We start from the raw sequence: 15,153 nt of genomic DNA on the forward strand, positions 1-15,153 counted from the left end.
TACTCCCTTTCAAAAGGCCCAAGGAGCAATCATGCGCACCCTCTCCATGAAACCCGTCAAGCTGCTGGGCACCCTGGCCGTGCTGGCATTGTCCGGCTGCGTTAGTGTGCCCCCCGAGCGGATCACCACGGATCGCATGGATTACGGACAGGTGATCGCGGAATCCTGGAAACGTCAGACCCTGCTCAACGTGGTGCGGCTGCATTACGCCGACGTGCCGGTGTTCCTCGACGTGGGATCGATCATCAACAGCTACTCCTTCGCCGGCAAGGCAAGCGCGTCGGCAGAGCTTCCGAGTCGGGCCGACCCGAACGTGTTCAATCTTGGCACCGAGCGGACCTGGTCCAACACGCCGACCGTGACCTATCAGCCGCTGATGGGCGATCGCTTCACCCGGTCCCTGCTACAGCCGGTGCCGCCGGCGTCCGTGTTCCAGTTGATGCAGGGCGGCTGGTCAGTGGACCTCGTGCTGCGAACCGTGGTCAGCTCGATCAATGGTCTGCACAACAATTCGGTGGGAGTGGGCGCCGACCCCCGGTTCAACGAGCTGGTCGACACGCTGTCGCGCATCCAGCGGACAGGCGGTCTGGGCATTCGGGTCGAGCCGAGAGCAGGCGGCAGCGCCGTCGTCATCGTGCTGCCCCGGAGCGACGCCAGCCCCGCGCTGATCGAGGACAGCCGCCGCGTGCAGCAACTGCTCGGACTGGAAGGCAACGGCAGCGAATTCGAGATCGCCTATGGCCTGCACCCGCGCAGCGGCAGCGAAGTGGCCATGCTCAGCCGATCGATGCTGGAACTCATGCTGGAACTCGGTTTCGGCATCGAGGTGCCCGAGGCGCACGTCAAGGCCGGTCGCGTGATTCCCGGTCGCCGTCAAGCGGACAGCGCGACCTATACCCCGCTCACGCGCATCCGTTCGGGTGCCGAGGCGCCGGCCGACGCCTACGTCGCAGTGCCCTACCGCGGCCACTGGTACTGGATCGACGACAGCGACGTCGCCAGCAAGAGCACCTTCACCTTCCTGCTGATCCTGTTCTCGCTCGCCGAAACCGGCCAGAGCGCAGCCGCCCCGGTCGTGACGGTGCCGTCGCGGTGACGCGGGCCGCTCGACGCCAGCCCTCAACCCCTTTTTGCCCAAATAGGCCCTACGCATGCAAACACCCCTGACGCCTTACCATCTTCTCGCCAAGCCCGCGGGTGCAGCGTGCAACCTGGGCTGCCAGTACTGCTTCTTCCTGTCCAAGGAAAACCTTTACACGGGCGAGAGCCACCTGATGGACGAGGCCACGCTGGAGACCTACATCAGGCAGCTGATGGAATCGTCGCCCGGCCCGCAGGTCGACGTCGCCTGGCAGGGCGGCGAGCCCATGCTGCGCGGCCTGAATTTCTACAAGCGCTCGGTGCAACTGGCTGAAAAATACCGCAAGCCGCATCAGCGCATCCTCCACACCCTGCAGACCAACGGCACGCTGATCACCGACGAGTGGGCAGCCTTCTTCAAGCAGAACAACTACCTCGTCGGACTCAGCATCGACGGGCCGCGCGCCATGCACGACGCCTACCGCGTCAGCAAGAAAGGCGAAGGCAGCTTCGACGACGTGATCCGCGGCTGGACCTGCCTGAAGCAGCACCAGGTCGACGTCAACATCCTCTGCACCGTCAACGCCGCCAACGCCGACCATCCGCTCGAGGTGTACCGCTTCTTTCGCGACGAGCTGCAGGCGGAATACATCCAGCTCATTCCCATCGTCGAGCGCGCCACCGTCGAGACGATCGGGTTCGCCAACCAGGGCTGGGGCGGCCTGAAGGGAACGGACCGTCCGCTGTACAAGCAGGAAGGGAATCTGGTCACCGGACGCACGGTGACGGCCGAGCAATTCGGCCAATTTCTCATCGGCATCTTCGACGAATGGGTGCAGCGCGACGTCGGCAGGATCTATGTCACGACCTTTGACGTGGCGCTGGGCAGCTGGCTGGGCCAGCACAATGCTTGCATCGTGGCGCCCACCTGCGGGAATGCCCTGGTGCTGGAGCACAACGGCGACGTGTATTCCTGCGACCACTTCGTCGAGCCGGACTACCGGCTCGGCAACATCAGGGACACGCCGCTGCAGGCGCTGGTCGCCTCGGAAAAACAGCGACGCTTCGGGCAAAACAAGTATGACACGCTGCCCAAATATTGCAGGGAATGCCCGGTGCTGTTCGCCTGCTACGGCGAATGCCCACGCAACCGCTTCATCAGGACGCCGGACGGCGAGGACGGCCTCAATTACCTGTGCGCCGGCTACAAAGCGTTCTTTACCCACATCGATACGCCGATGAAGACGATGGCCGACCTGCTCCGCCAAGGTCGCTACGCCGACGAGATCATGCAGCAACCGGACATCGCCTGAGCTGACCCGCTTCGGCTGCCCGCCGCCGGATCGCCCATGAGACCAAAGTCCAATAGAGACTGACTGGCCAGGCTCCTAACATGACCTAATGTGAAACCGCCCAGCCGGTTTTTAGCGTTTGTCAGCAAACCATGACACAGGAGCCTGAGACATGAGCACCGAAGACAAGAAACACCGTTCCCATCTCCCCATGCGCAACACCACACCGGCACGCTTCGTTCCGTACGACGCCAAGGATCCGGACATGAAGACGACGCCGATCGATCAGCTGCGGCCACCGGCGGGCGCGCCCAATGTGCTCGTTATCCTGATCGACGACTGCGGCTTCGGCGCGCCCAGCGCCTTCGGTGGCCCTTGCGCCACGCCGGTGGCGGAAAAACTGGCGGCGGGCGGACTCAAATACAACCGCTTCCACACCACGGCGATCTGCTCGGCGACGCGCCAGGCGCTGCTGACCGGGCGCAACCACCACAACGCCGGCATGGCCGGCATCACCGAGATCGCCACCGGCCAGCCGGGCTACTCTTCGGTGCTGCCCAATACCATGTCACCGCTGGCGAAGACGCTCAAGCTGAACGGCTACAACACCGCCCAGTTCGGCAAGTGCCATGAGGTGCCGGTGTGGCAGTCCAGCCCGGTCGGGCCGTTCGACCAGTGGCCCACCGGCGGCGGCGGCTTCGAGTACTTCTACGGCTTCATCGGCGGCGAGGCGCACCAGTGGTACCCCTCGCTATACGAAGGCACCACGCCGATCGAGGCACCGAAGTCGCCCGAAGAGGGCTACCACCTGATGGAGGACATGACCGACAAGGCGATCGGCTGGATCTCCCAGCAGAAGTCGCTCGCACCGGACAAGCCCTTCTTCGCCTACTTCGCGCCCGGCGCCACCCACGCGCCGCACCACGTGCCCAAGGAATGGGCCGACAAGTACAAGGGCAAGTTCGACGCCGGCTGGGACAAGTTGCGCGAGGAGACCTTCGCCCGCCAGAAGAAGCTGGGCGTGATCCCGGCCGATTGCGAACTCACCCCGCGTCCCAAGGACGTCCCCGGCTGGGACGACATGCCGGAGGAGTTCAAACCGGTGCTGCGCCGGCAGATGGAGGTCTACGCGGGCTTCCTGGAGTTCACCGACCACCACGTGGGGCGGCTCATCGAGACGCTCGACAGCATGGGCCTGACCGACGACACGCTGATCTACTACATCATCGGCGACAACGGTGCGTCCGCCGAGGGTTCGTTCAACGGCTGCTACAACGAGATGAGCTACTTCAACGGCCTGCAGTCGCTCGAGACGGCCGAGTACCTCACGGAGCGGATCGACAAGCTCGGCGGACCCGAGTCGTACAACCACTTCGCCGTGGGCTGGGCGCACGCGCTGAACACCCCCTACCAGTGGACCAAGCAGGTCGCCTCGCACTTCGGCGGCACGCGCAACGGCACCATCGTCCACTGGCCCAAGGGCATCAAGGCCAAGGGCGAGCTGCGCACCCAGTTCGCCCACGTCATCGACGTTGCGCCCACCATTCTTGAGGCAGCGGGCATTCCCGAGCCGGTCGCGGTCGACGGCATCCAGCAGGATCCGATCGACGGCGTCAGCATGCTTCCCACGTTCAACGACGCCAAGGCGCCGGAACACCGCGAGACGCAGTACTTCGAGGTCATGGGCAACCGCGCGATCTACCACAAGGGCTGGACCGCGGTGACCAAGCACTACACGCCGTGGATCCCGGACAAGAAGCCCGCGCTCGACGACGACGTCTGGGAGCTCTACGACACCAGCAAGGACTGGACCCAGGCGAAGGACCTGTCGAAGGAGATGCCGGACAAGCTGCGCGAAATGCAGCGGCTGTTCCTCATCGAGGCGACGCGCTACAAGGTGCTGCCGCTCGATGACCGGATGTTCGAGAAAATCAACCCGGACACCGCCGGCCGCCCCACGCTGATCAAGGGCAAGACCCAGCTCCTGGCCGGCGGCATGGGCCACCTGTCGGAGAACTGCGTCCTCAGCATCAAGAACAAGTCGCACTCGGTAACCGCCCAGATCGTGGTGCCGCAGGGCGGCGCCGAGGGCGTCATCATCGCCCAGGGCGCCGACATCGGCGGCTGGAGCCTCTACGCCCTGGGCGGCAAGGTTCGGTACTGCTACAACTGGGGCGGCTTCAAGCACTTCATCATCGAAGGCGCGACCAAGCTGGCGCCGGGCGAGCATCAGGTGCGCATGGAATTCGCCTATGCCGGCGGCGGCCTCGGCAAGGGCGGCAAGGTGACGCTGTACCTGGACGGCCAGAAGGACGGCGAGGGCGAGGTCGGCGCGACGCTGGCGATGATCTTCTCCGCCGACGACGGCTGCGACGTCGGCAAGGACGGCGGCTCGGCGGTCTCGCCCGACTACAAGCCCGGCGACAATGCGTTCAACGGCAAGGTCAAGGGCGTGCAGCTCTCGATCGCCGAGGACGACGGCAAGCACGTGGTCGACCCCGCCGACGCGATCCGCATGGCGATGGCGCGGCAGTGAATGCGCCAGTGCCGGCAGCCGCAACCGGGCTGCCGGTACACGACGCCCTCAAAGCGACTCAACCCAAAGGAATCCCATGAAACACCCCATGGCTTCGGCCTCTGTCCTCGTCCTCGCGCTGCTTCTGTCTGCCTGCGCCACGCAGGGGGATCAAGCCCGGACCGACACGTCTTCGTCACAACAGGCTGCTCCGAATACGCAGGGCGATGCTGCAGCGACGGTGACCGTCAGCCAAGTGACCGCCACGGTGGAAGCCGTCGACCTGGCGACCCGGATGGTGACGCTTGCCCGGCCGGATGGTAAAAGCGTCGTCGTGCAGGCGGGCGAACAGGTCAGGAATCTCGCGCAGGTCAAGGTCGGCGACAAGGTGACGGTCGAATACTACGAAGGGCTTGCCGCTGAAATCGCGCCGCCTGGCGCCGCGCTGGATGAAGTGGAAGTGACCGGCGTCGTGGCCAGGTCGCCGCGGGGTGAGCGCCCGGCCGGCACCGTGGGCGAGGCGATCAAGGCAACGGTCGTCATCGAATATGTCGACACCCTGCGCAACGTGGTCCACTTCACGGGCCCGCTCGGCAAGACGCGCATCGTCAAGGTCGTGCAGCCGCAATTTAGGGCGATGCTGAAGACGCTGAAACCCGGCGACCAGGTCACCCTGACCTATTTCGAGGCCGTGGCGGTCAACGTCCGGCCGGCGAGCGACTGATGCCTGCCCCGCGGGCAATCAGCCCGTTGCCGCGACGACTCATCTGATTTTCTGGATCACCTCATGAACACGATACGAAATCTGCTCGCCTGGAGCATGCTGGCCGCGATGGCCGGCTGCAGCACTGTGCCCGAGGCGAACGCGCCGCCCGCCGAACTCGCGATCGCGCAGTCCTGGAGCGGTGACTATCCCGTTGCCGAACTGAAGCTGCTGCCGGAAGGGCAACAGCAGTCCACGGCAGGCTATCTGGGCAGCGCCGCAGCCTTCGCATCCGTCTGGGCTGCCTTCAGGCCGGGCGAGGCCGTCCCGGCGGTGAATTTCCACAAGCAGATGGTGGTCTTCCACCGCAATGTGAGTTTCTACAACCGCACCCGCATCTTCAAGGTCACGCTCAAGGAAGGGGTCGCGGACGTGCTGGCCGCCGAGACGATGTCGGCCATCCCCGTCACGGACAAGGTGGCGATGGCGATGGCGTTGATTCCGCGCGCCGGCGTACAGTCCATCCAGGCCGGCACGGTGCGCATCCCGGTGCGCACGGAATAGCGGAATGCTGGAACGACGCCCTGCCATGCCGCCCCGATAGGACCAAAGTCTAATTTTTCTTCTGCCCTGCACGACGTATCGTTACCCAAGTAGCTGAACGTTCACACTCAGGAGAAGAACATGAAAAAAGCAGTCAGGCTCGTATCCATGGGCGCTTTGCTGGCCTCATTCGCATTGACTTCAGCCGGCACTGCACTGGCGGAGGACTCTGGCTATCTCGGTGATTACGCCGCATTGAAAGAGGTCAAGGATGCAGCGGGCGACAAAGTGATGCGCTACGTGAACCCCAAGCTCAAGCCCGGGACGTATCAGGCCGTGATGATCGACCCGACCCAGTACTACCCCGCCCCCAAACCCAGCGCGCAAATCAGTTCGCATGCGCTCACCGATATCAGCAATTATCTGGACAAGGGGCTGCGCGACAAGCTCGGCGCAAAGCTCACGATCGTGTCCGAGCCGGGGCCGGGCGTGCTCCGGATACGGCCCGCGATCACGGCGGTCGCCCCGAAGACCGTCGGACTGAAACCCTATCAGGTCATACCTATTGCATTCGTGGTGTCGTCGGTGAAGGGACGCGGCAAGGAGGCGGCGATCCAGATCGAAGTCGAGGTCGTGGACAGCGTGACCGGCGAACGCATGGGGGCATCGGTGCGCAAAGGGGTGGGGGCCAAGCTGGCAAGCGACAATGCGGCGCTGACGCTGACCGATGTGCTGCCTTTGCTGAACCAGTGGATCGACACCGGCGCGTCGTTCGTTACCGAACAGGTGAAGTAAACCTGTCATGACCCGGCCCATGAGACTGCTTGGCCATCTGCTCATAGGGGTCGTTCTGCTGGCTGCCGCAGCCTGGGGCAGCGCAGCCTTGTGGTTCGACGGCCCCGCTGCGCGGCCGCTGGCTGGCCTGCTCGTTGCGGCCTACATCCTGGCCACCCTGGCGGTGCTGATCAGGATACGGCCCATGCGCCACGCCTATGCCGGCGCCCTGATCCTGTTCGCAGTACTGCTCGGCTGGTGGTTGAGCATCGCGCCGAGCAACGACCGCGACTGGCAGCCGGAAGTCGCACGCCTGGCCTATGCCGAGATCGACGGCGACCGGGTGACGGTGCGCAACATCCGCAATTTCGATTACCGCAGCGAGACCGACTTCACCCCCGCCTGGTACGACAAGACCTTCGACGTCAGCAAGCTCGAGTCGGCCGACCTGGTTGCGGTGTACTGGATGGGCCCCGCCATTGCCCACACCATCCTGAGCTTCGGTTTCGAGGGCGGCGACCACATCGCCTTCTCCATCGAGACGCGCAAGGAGGCGGGCGAGGCCTATTCCACGGTCAAGGGATTTTTCAAGCAGTACGAGCTTTACTACGTGGTGGCGGACGAGCGTGATGTCATCCGCGTCCGCAGCAACTACCGCAAGGATCCGCCCGAGGATGTCTACGTCTACCGCCTCCATGGCTCCATCGAGAACGGCCGCCGGCTGTTTCTCGAATACATCAACCGGATCAACCAGCTGAAGGGCAAGCCGGCGTTCTACAACACGCTGACCGACAACTGCACCACCGGCATCTGGATGAACACGCGGGTCAACCCCGGCCATCCGCCTCTGTCGTGGAAGATCCTGGCCAGCGGCTACGTGCCGGAGTACCTGCACGAGGTCGGCAGGCTCGCACCCGGCACACCGTTCGATGAACTGCAGCGCAAGGCGCATATCAATGCGCGCGCACACGCGGCGGATCAGTCAGCGGATTTTTCGCGCCACATCCGCATCGGGGTGCCGGGCATGCAACTGGATGCGGATTGAGCCACGACTTCATTTGCGATGGGGCGCGAAGGCGTTAGCTGGCCAAAAGACCGTCACGGGAATGCCATGCCTGAAGATGGCAATTCGTTGAAACAAGAAACTGAAAGGTGATCCCATGAAAACCCAAGACACACAAGATAGCTGCACCCCCGCCGAAGCCCGCGTCATCGCCAGGGAGGCTTATATTTACGCTAACCCGATGGTGGATGGCTACCGCATCCAGCACGCTTACTTCGTCGATCAAGAGGACCCTGAATACAAGGCGCCTTGGAACCGGATCAGCAACATCGCGCGTGTTTACACGCCTGACGACAAGGCGGTGCAGACGCCCAACTCGGATACACCTTACTCCATGGCAGGTCTGGATTTGAGGGTTGAGCCCATGGTGCTCACGGTGCCTCCCATGGAGAAGGAGCGTTATTTCAGCATTCAGCTCGTGGATTTCTACACGCACAATTTCGACTATATCGGCAGCCGCACCACCGGCAACAGCGGCGGCAACTACCTGATCGCCGGGCCGAACTGGAAGGATGCAACACCTGAGGGCATGGACAAGGTGCTTCGATCGGAAACCGAGCTGGCTGTCGCCATCTACCGCACTCAGCTTTTTAATCCGGGTGACCTCGACAACGTGAAGAAAATTCAGGCCGGTTACAGCATTCGGCCGCTCTCGGAATTTCTCGGCCAGCCGGCGCCGAAAGCCGCACCGGCGATTGATTTCATCAAACCGCTCTCGCCTGCAGAAGTGAAGGCATCGCTCGATGTGTTTGGCCAGCTGAACTTTCTGTTGCGGTTCTGCCCGACCCATCCGTCTGAAAAAGCGCTGATGGAGCGCTTCGCCAGGATTGGCGTCGGTGCGGGCAAGACCTTTGATGTGAGCACGCTGTCGCCGGAAATGAAGGCGGCCCTTGAAGGCGGTATCGCCGATGCTTGGGCCGAGTTCGCGACTCTGGAAAATCAGATCAATACGGGCATGGTGACCTCCGGCGACGTCTTCGGCGCGCGGGAATATCTGAAAAACAACTATCTCTACCGTATGGCCGCAGCCGTGTTGGGCATCTACGGCAATTCAAAGCAGGAAGCGATGTACCCGGTTTATGCCGTCGATGGTGAGGGTCGGAAACTGGATGGCGCCAATTGCTACGCCTTGCGTTTTGCGCCCGGTCAGCTGCCGCCGGTCAATGCCTTCTGGTCGCTGACCATGTACGAGCTGCCGGCAAGCCTGCTGGTGGCCAACCCGATCAATCGCTACCTGCTTAACTCGCCGATGCTGCCGCAGTTCAAGCACGATGCCGACGGCGGCATAACGCTCTACATCCAGAACGAGTCGCCCGGGGCGGACAGGGAAGCCAACTGGCTGCCCGCGCCCCGGGGGCCATTCCTCGCGGTTATGCGCCTCTACTGGCCGAAGGAAGAGGCCCTGAACGGGACTTGGACGGCGCCGGCGCTGAAGCTAGTGCCATAGAACAAAGAACCGCACCAGGGTGTGGCGTGGGCCAGCTAACAACCGGTTGCTGCGGTGGCGCTGAAGCGGAGCAATAGGGGGATTGGGTGATGAATGAATATCAACCTGTAGCACAAGGGTTCCGACATTTGGTGCTGGCCATCGCCATGATGGCATCGATGGCCGCGCTGCCATTGAGCGATGCCTATGGGTCACAGTCAACCGGCGAAGTCCGGAAAAACCCTGACAGACCGAAAATTGGCCTGGTGTTGGCAGGCGGCGGGGCCAAGGGTGCGGCCCACGTGGGCGTGCTTAAGGTTCTGGAAGAAATGAAAATCCCCATCGATTACGTGGCGGGCACCAGCATGGGATCCATCATCGGCGGCCTCTATGCCGCCGGTATGAGCCCGCAGGAAATCGAACGCGAAATCCAGAATATCGACTGGAAGGACGTGTTCAGAGACGAGCCGAACCGGGAAGACCGCTCCTTCCGCCGCAAGCAGGACGACGCGCTGTATGTGTTCAAGGCCAAGCCCGGCTTCAGGGAAGGTTCGATCCAGTTGCCGCTGGCCTACGTCCATGGCCAGAAGTTCGACCTGCAGCTGAACCGCCTGACCGCGGGGGTCAGCAACGTCAAGGATTTCGACCAGCTTCCCATCCCCTTTCGCGCCGTCGCGACCGACCTGGAAACCGGCAGGGAAGTCATCCTCAAATCCGGCAACCTCGCCCGCTCGCTGCGCGCGAGCATGGCGGTGCCGGGCGCCTTCGACCCGGTCGAGATCGACGGCAGGCTGCTGGTGGACGGCGGCATCAGCAACAACGTGCCAGTCAGCGTGGCGCGGGCGATGGGCGCGGACATCGTGATCGTGTCGGACCTCGGCAGCGACATGCTCACGCGCGACCAGATCACCTCGGCGCTCAGCGTGGCCGGGCAGATGGTCAACTTCCTGTTCGCGCTCAATTCACAGGAACAACTGAAGAGCCTGGGTCCAAAAGATGTGCTCATCAACTCCCGGCTGGGCGACATCGGCGCCGGCAGCTTCGACCGCATCAGCGAGGCCATGCCCATCGGCGACAAGGCCGCGCGGCAGGCCACCGAGTCGCTGCGCCGCTATTCGGTCAGCCAGGCTGATTACGACCGTCACCTGGCCGCGCGCGCGCAACCTGCGGTGCAGATTGGCAGGCTGGCGTTCGTGCGGATCGAGAACCAGTCCAAGGTCAGCGACGCAGTCATCGCCAGCTATATCAGCGCGAAAGCGGGCGAGCCGTTGAACGTCGCCCGACTGGAACAGGATATCCAGCAGATCTACGGCCTGGAGATATTCGAGTCCGTGCGCTACGAACTGATCGAGGAAAACGGCCAGACCGGCGTGGTCGTCCGGACCCGGGAAAAACCTTGGGGCCCCGGCTATCTGCAGACCGGCCTGATCACCTCCAGCAATTTCGAGGGCGATGTGGCATTCCGGCTGGGCCTGACCTACACCCTCACGCAGATCAACGCGCTCAATGGGGAATTCCGCATCGGCGCCCAGATCGGCGACGAGCCGGCGCTCTTCGGCGAAATCTTCCAGCCGCTCGATCCGGGTGCGCGCTATTTCGTCACGGGCAAGCTCGGCTATCTGACCAAAACCATCAATCTGTTCGACAACGCCGGCAACAACATCGCCCAGGCCCGCGCGCGCGGATATGGACTGGAACTGGGGGCCGGCCGGCAATTCGGCACCTGGGGCGAGGCGCGGCTGGGATACCGCCGCGAGACCGGCGAAATCGATATCGGCATCGGCGCGCCCGAACCCAGCCGGGATTTCGATACCGGCCAGTTTTTCGTGCGCCTGACCGACGACAAACTGGACAGCGCCTACTTTCCGACCAAGGGGCATGTCGGCCGCGTGGAATGGCGTAGTTCCCGCGAAGCCTTCGGTGCCGACACCGATTTTGACCAGGCGACGCTTTCTTATAGCCACGCCTACAGTTGGGGCCGCAACACCCTGTTCGGTGGTGTGCTGGCGAATATCACGCCGGGGGAAGGCGCCCCGATCCAGAGCCTCTATCGGCTGGGCGGCTTCCTCAAGCTGTCGGGCCTCGCCCAGGACGAGCTGACTGGCCAGCAAGCCGGCCTGGCGCGGCTGGTCTATATGCGCCGCATCAACGATATCCAGTTCTTCAAGGCCTATGCGGGTGCCAGCGTGGAACTCGGCAACGTCTGGCAGACAACGGACGACCTGTTCGACAGCCCGATCGTCGCCGGCAGCGCCTTCATCGGTGCCGACACCCCCATTGGCCCGGTCTATCTCGGCTATGGCCACAGCGAAGGCGGGAACAGCAGCCTGTACCTGTTCCTCGGGCCGCTGTTCAGCTTCTAAGTAAGCACAGGAAACGGAGGGGCACACGGTGCCCTCCGCAACGGGCGGTCGAGCGCATCAGGATTCATTTTTTGGGCACCACGTGCGTCCGGACTCGCTTCACCCCGGACCTATTTCGCACAGCGCCGCAGCGGCAGTCCATGCAGTGGAAAACGCTGCTTCAGACTGTCATCCTTGACACTGATCCGGGTCACGTCCAGTACCTTGTCGGCATTCAGGCGCACGATGAAAGGCGATGGCCGCGCCGTGCCGAACTCGGGGATCAGCCAGATCTCGATGCCGTCGGACTTCGAACCCCCGACGCACGCGTGGCAGACATCGATGTCCTGGAAAGTCCGCGTCTCGGTTCCGTTCTTCAGCACCAGGCGATCGCGCTCGACGACCAGCCCCAGCTGCGCGTCACAGCTCTGCGCCTGAGGCACCCAGTAGCCGCGAAACGCTATCGGCACTTCGTCATTTACGGGCAGTGCCGCACAAGCTGCCAGCAGAAGGCTTGCCATCCAGTGCATGCTTGGTTCACTCCACGATCAAGCAGACAGAATCACCACGTTTCGGCCAGCGTGGCCGGACCTTCCACCCGGCTTCCGCACGGAGGCGGCCCGCATTCAGCACAGCTGCGACGAGGAGGATAGTCCAGTCTGAGACGCTCACTCACTCAGGGGTGACCGGCTTCAGACATCAGGGTCGGGGCGCGCCGAAAGGTTCCGGGGTCGCAGGTGCTGGCACGGCCCCTGCGCCGCCAAGATAGGCGGTGACACTGCGAACCTTGCCGTAGCCGTCCATGACTGTCATCGACAGCATGCCTCCCGACTGCGCGATCGCATTCCGCAGGTCATCGGTCGACCGGGTCGAGAACTGTCCTGCGGTAAGAAGCGTTTCACCCGGCCTGAGTCCGGCGCGCGCGGCCGGCGATCCAGGCGTGACGGAGGTGATCCGCAGCGCCGGTCTGGTCGGCCGGGCGGATGGCGGGAATCCCGGGGGCGCCGCGGCGGCCACGCCCGGAGTGTTCACCTGCACCGTCACCGCCATGATCCCGAGCGACATCCCCGGGACAGGTCCGCCTCCGACGCCTGCGTCCGGGGGCGGCAAATATGCCCAGCGCGTTTTAATCTGGCCTGTGCGGACATTCACGAAAGTCACTGAGGTCTGCGAGTGGTGCTGTTCGAGTTGGAGGGCGCTGGACAGAGGAACACCGTCGAGATGGGTGATCGTATCGCCGGCTTTGAGATTGATCTGCGGCTGGCCCAGGGGCGAGCCGGGGAACGGGTCTTGGGTAAGCCGGGCACCGTAGTGGGTTCCGTAAGGCGTCAGGTTGAAATAGATCCCCATCCTCGGTGAATACTGCACCGCGGCCGGCGGGGCGGCGGGGGCAACGCGAGGGGCCGCACGGGGCGCATCCTGGGCCACGGCAGCGTGTTGCCAGCCTGCGAGCAGAAGCAACGCGACGGAAGCCAGTAGCCAGGCCTTTGTGGGAATTGTCTTCATTGAAATGTTCCCCTACAGAATTTCTTGCTTCAGGCAGACGTTCACGATGCGAGCGTTCAACTCGCATGACCTTTGTACAGAAATCCCGATGTTCGCGGATTGCGGGTTAAGGACAGGAAACCCAACCGAGTAACCAAAGAAATCAGACCAGGCAACAAGCTCGGTCAAGCGTGGACTTGACCACCCCGCCCCCGAAAACCGCGTCAATCGACCCTTCCGCAGCAAGTCATCTCGAGCGACTTCAGTTTGCCGCCATACCCGAACCACGGCACGAGCGCCCTTGGGCGAGCGGTCCGGCTCGTCTCACCAGCCCAACCTGACAAGCGATGCACGGATTGAACCAAAAGTCCGGTGCGGGTTGCGCCTGCGGGTCGAATTCCCATGCGTCGACATCGTGCCTATCCGATAGCGCAGATGGGCCAGGCTCACATTGCGCTCATCCACCTGTTGAATCTGCCATCGCATGGCAGACCACGTTGGCAGTACCCGGCGTCCGCAATGGCCGATGACCTGCCTGCCATAGCTGGATTGACAACTATCGTGTCCACGGCCTTCTCGGCCAGTCAGTGGCTCAACCCGCCGCGCCACCGCGTCGGGGCGCTGCCCTGATCCACAGTGAGACCGCATGCGGCGTTCGGTCAGTTCACATTGACGACCACGTACTGGTTGCCAGAGGACTGATAGTAGGTCCCGCCGCACATATGCAGACTGGTGCCTTCGACTACGACGACCGTACAGGCGGGTGGCAGCGTGGCCACGTAAATGGTCGTCGCGTAGATCATGCGCCGTGTGGTGCGCCGGGCAACGCCGGCGTAGCTGATGGGCGTCGCAGGACGGCCAACGATGGCGTGCGCCTCCTTGACCACTGACAGCCCCACGAGGCCGCTGCCCGGCTGGTAATCCGCAAAGGCGAAAACCAGCCCGAGCGCCATCATTGCAAGTGTCGATTGTTTCATCATTTGCCCTCCTGCTTGTCCATGATCTCGCCCGTCTCGTCGACCGGGAGCACCTCCACGCTGACCGCTCCCTTGGGTGGAACGAATTTGAACGTGGCGGGGGTGATGACCGGTTTGGTATTCCAGTTGCTCAGCTGCACGCTGTATTGCGGCGCGCCGGTCATCCATTTGGTGGTGATCACGTATTTCATGGGAAGCGGCTCGTTGCCCGCCTTCACCCAGATCTGCCAGTCGACCTTGGGGGTGCGGAAGCCGAGGTGGTGCGTCTCGACCCCGCCGACGAAGGCCCGGCCGTAATAGCCGCTGCTGACCACGCTCGACGTGAGCGCTGCGTAGGAATCTGACAGCAGCAGGTCGGCCCCCGGCAGGGTCAGGCCGGTGCCCTGCTCGATGGCGCGGATGGCATCGTCGATGCTGCCTTTCATGTCCTTTTGCACGTAGGCGTTCAGGTTCTTGCCATGCAAGCTCAGCTTGGCGCCGTCGTAGGTCATCACCGCGTCGGCAAACCGGCCCTGCCGCGTCGCATGGAAACGCGACGGGCGGTCGATCAGCAGGTCAGACCGGGCGTTGAACTGCAATTTCTGTCCTTCGGTGGTAATGATCTCGTTGCTGATGTCCGCCGACACGCTGAAGGCCTTGAGGCCAGCCAGGTGCTTGGACATGGCGCGCAGAATCTCATCCGCATCGGCATTGAGCGCCCCGGCGGCGAGCGCCGGCCCGGCCGATAGCGCGAACGCGGCGGTCAGCGACGCTGCCAGCAGGCCGCGCTTCCATAATGATTCACGTTTCATACTTTCTCCTTGCCGCATGGGCGGTTGATTAACAACGGATGCGAATTCCAGAACGCGGGTCGAGCCGCGCATGTCTGTCCGGAATCTAGTCCGATCAAGGTCTAATGGAAATGCGACTTTGGTCCAATCGATCAAGCCGATGCGGCCGCGTGCCCACCAAAC

13 protein-coding genes are annotated in these 15,153 nt (G+C 63.2%); 9 read left to right on the forward strand and 4 right to left on the reverse strand.

The window, feature by feature from the left end; genetic code table 11:
- The first annotated feature begins 31 nt into the window (after positions 1-31).
- From Q8R61_RS06495 to Q8R61_RS06535, 9 genes are all read left to right on the forward strand, one after another.
- Positions 32-1,096 (forward strand): hypothetical protein, encoded by a 1,065-nt coding sequence (locus Q8R61_RS06495; protein WP_305535424.1) that lies wholly within the window; start codon positions 32-34, stop codon positions 1,094-1,096.
- 55 nt (positions 1,097-1,151) lie between these two features.
- Positions 1,152-2,393: an anaerobic sulfatase maturase gene (locus tag Q8R61_RS06500; protein ID WP_305535426.1), complete on the forward strand. Its 1,242-nt coding sequence runs from the start codon at positions 1,152-1,154 to the stop codon at positions 2,391-2,393.
- Between the two features lie 151 nt (positions 2,394-2,544).
- On the forward strand, positions 2,545-4,908 hold the full coding sequence (locus Q8R61_RS06505) for an arylsulfatase (protein ID WP_305535428.1): 2,364 nt from the start codon (positions 2,545-2,547) through the stop codon (positions 4,906-4,908).
- 76 nt (positions 4,909-4,984) lie between these two features.
- Positions 4,985-5,611 (forward strand): hypothetical protein, encoded by a 627-nt coding sequence (locus Q8R61_RS06510; RefSeq protein WP_305535430.1) that lies wholly within the window; start codon positions 4,985-4,987, stop codon positions 5,609-5,611.
- 63 nt (positions 5,612-5,674) lie between these two features.
- The gene (locus Q8R61_RS06515; RefSeq protein WP_305535432.1) at positions 5,675-6,154 is read left to right on the forward strand and encodes a hypothetical protein; all 480 of its coding nucleotides are present in this window, start codon (positions 5,675-5,677) and stop codon (positions 6,152-6,154) included.
- A 120-nt stretch (positions 6,155-6,274) separates the two neighbouring features.
- The gene (locus tag Q8R61_RS06520; RefSeq protein ID WP_305535434.1) at positions 6,275-6,928 is read left to right on the forward strand and encodes a DUF3313 domain-containing protein; all 654 of its coding nucleotides are present in this window, start codon (positions 6,275-6,277) and stop codon (positions 6,926-6,928) included.
- A 19-nt stretch (positions 6,929-6,947) separates the two neighbouring features.
- Positions 6,948-7,952, forward strand: a complete 1,005-nt coding sequence (locus tag Q8R61_RS06525; RefSeq protein ID WP_305535436.1) for a DUF4105 domain-containing protein — start codon at positions 6,948-6,950, stop codon at positions 7,950-7,952.
- A 115-nt stretch (positions 7,953-8,067) separates the two neighbouring features.
- On the forward strand, positions 8,068-9,417 hold the full coding sequence (locus tag Q8R61_RS06530; RefSeq protein ID WP_305535438.1) for a DUF1254 domain-containing protein: 1,350 nt from the start codon (positions 8,068-8,070) through the stop codon (positions 9,415-9,417).
- 158 nt (positions 9,418-9,575) lie between these two features.
- A complete protein-coding gene (locus Q8R61_RS06535) occupies positions 9,576-11,759 on the forward strand; it encodes a patatin-like phospholipase family protein (RefSeq protein ID WP_305535675.1) in 2,184 nt (727 codons plus the stop codon).
- A gap of 110 nt (positions 11,760-11,869) precedes the next feature.
- On the opposite strand, the gene Q8R61_RS06540 is transcribed toward Q8R61_RS06535, so the two are convergent.
- From Q8R61_RS06540 to Q8R61_RS06555, 4 genes are all read right to left on the reverse strand, one after another.
- Complete coding sequence (locus tag Q8R61_RS06540) at positions 11,870-12,268, reverse strand: hypothetical protein (RefSeq protein ID WP_305535440.1); 399 nt, start codon at positions 12,266-12,268, stop codon at positions 11,870-11,872.
- 169 nt (positions 12,269-12,437) lie between these two features.
- A complete protein-coding gene (locus tag Q8R61_RS06545) occupies positions 12,438-13,244 on the reverse strand; it encodes a PDZ domain-containing protein (RefSeq protein ID WP_305535442.1) in 807 nt (268 codons plus the stop codon).
- Between the two features lie 638 nt (positions 13,245-13,882).
- Positions 13,883-14,200, reverse strand: coding sequence for a DUF6515 family protein (locus Q8R61_RS06550; RefSeq protein WP_305535444.1), 318 nt, complete (start codon positions 14,198-14,200; stop codon positions 13,883-13,885).
- Complete coding sequence (locus Q8R61_RS06555) at positions 14,200-14,991, reverse strand: DUF2092 domain-containing protein (protein ID WP_305535446.1); 792 nt, start codon at positions 14,989-14,991, stop codon at positions 14,200-14,202. The genes Q8R61_RS06550 and Q8R61_RS06555 overlap by 1 nt, the downstream gene beginning before the upstream one ends.
- Positions 14,992-15,153 lie beyond the last annotated feature (162 nt).

It is taken from the genome of Thiobacillus sp. (assembly GCF_030696885.1).
In the GTDB taxonomy this organism is placed as follows: Bacteria; Pseudomonadota; Gammaproteobacteria; order Burkholderiales; family Thiobacillaceae; genus Thiobacillus.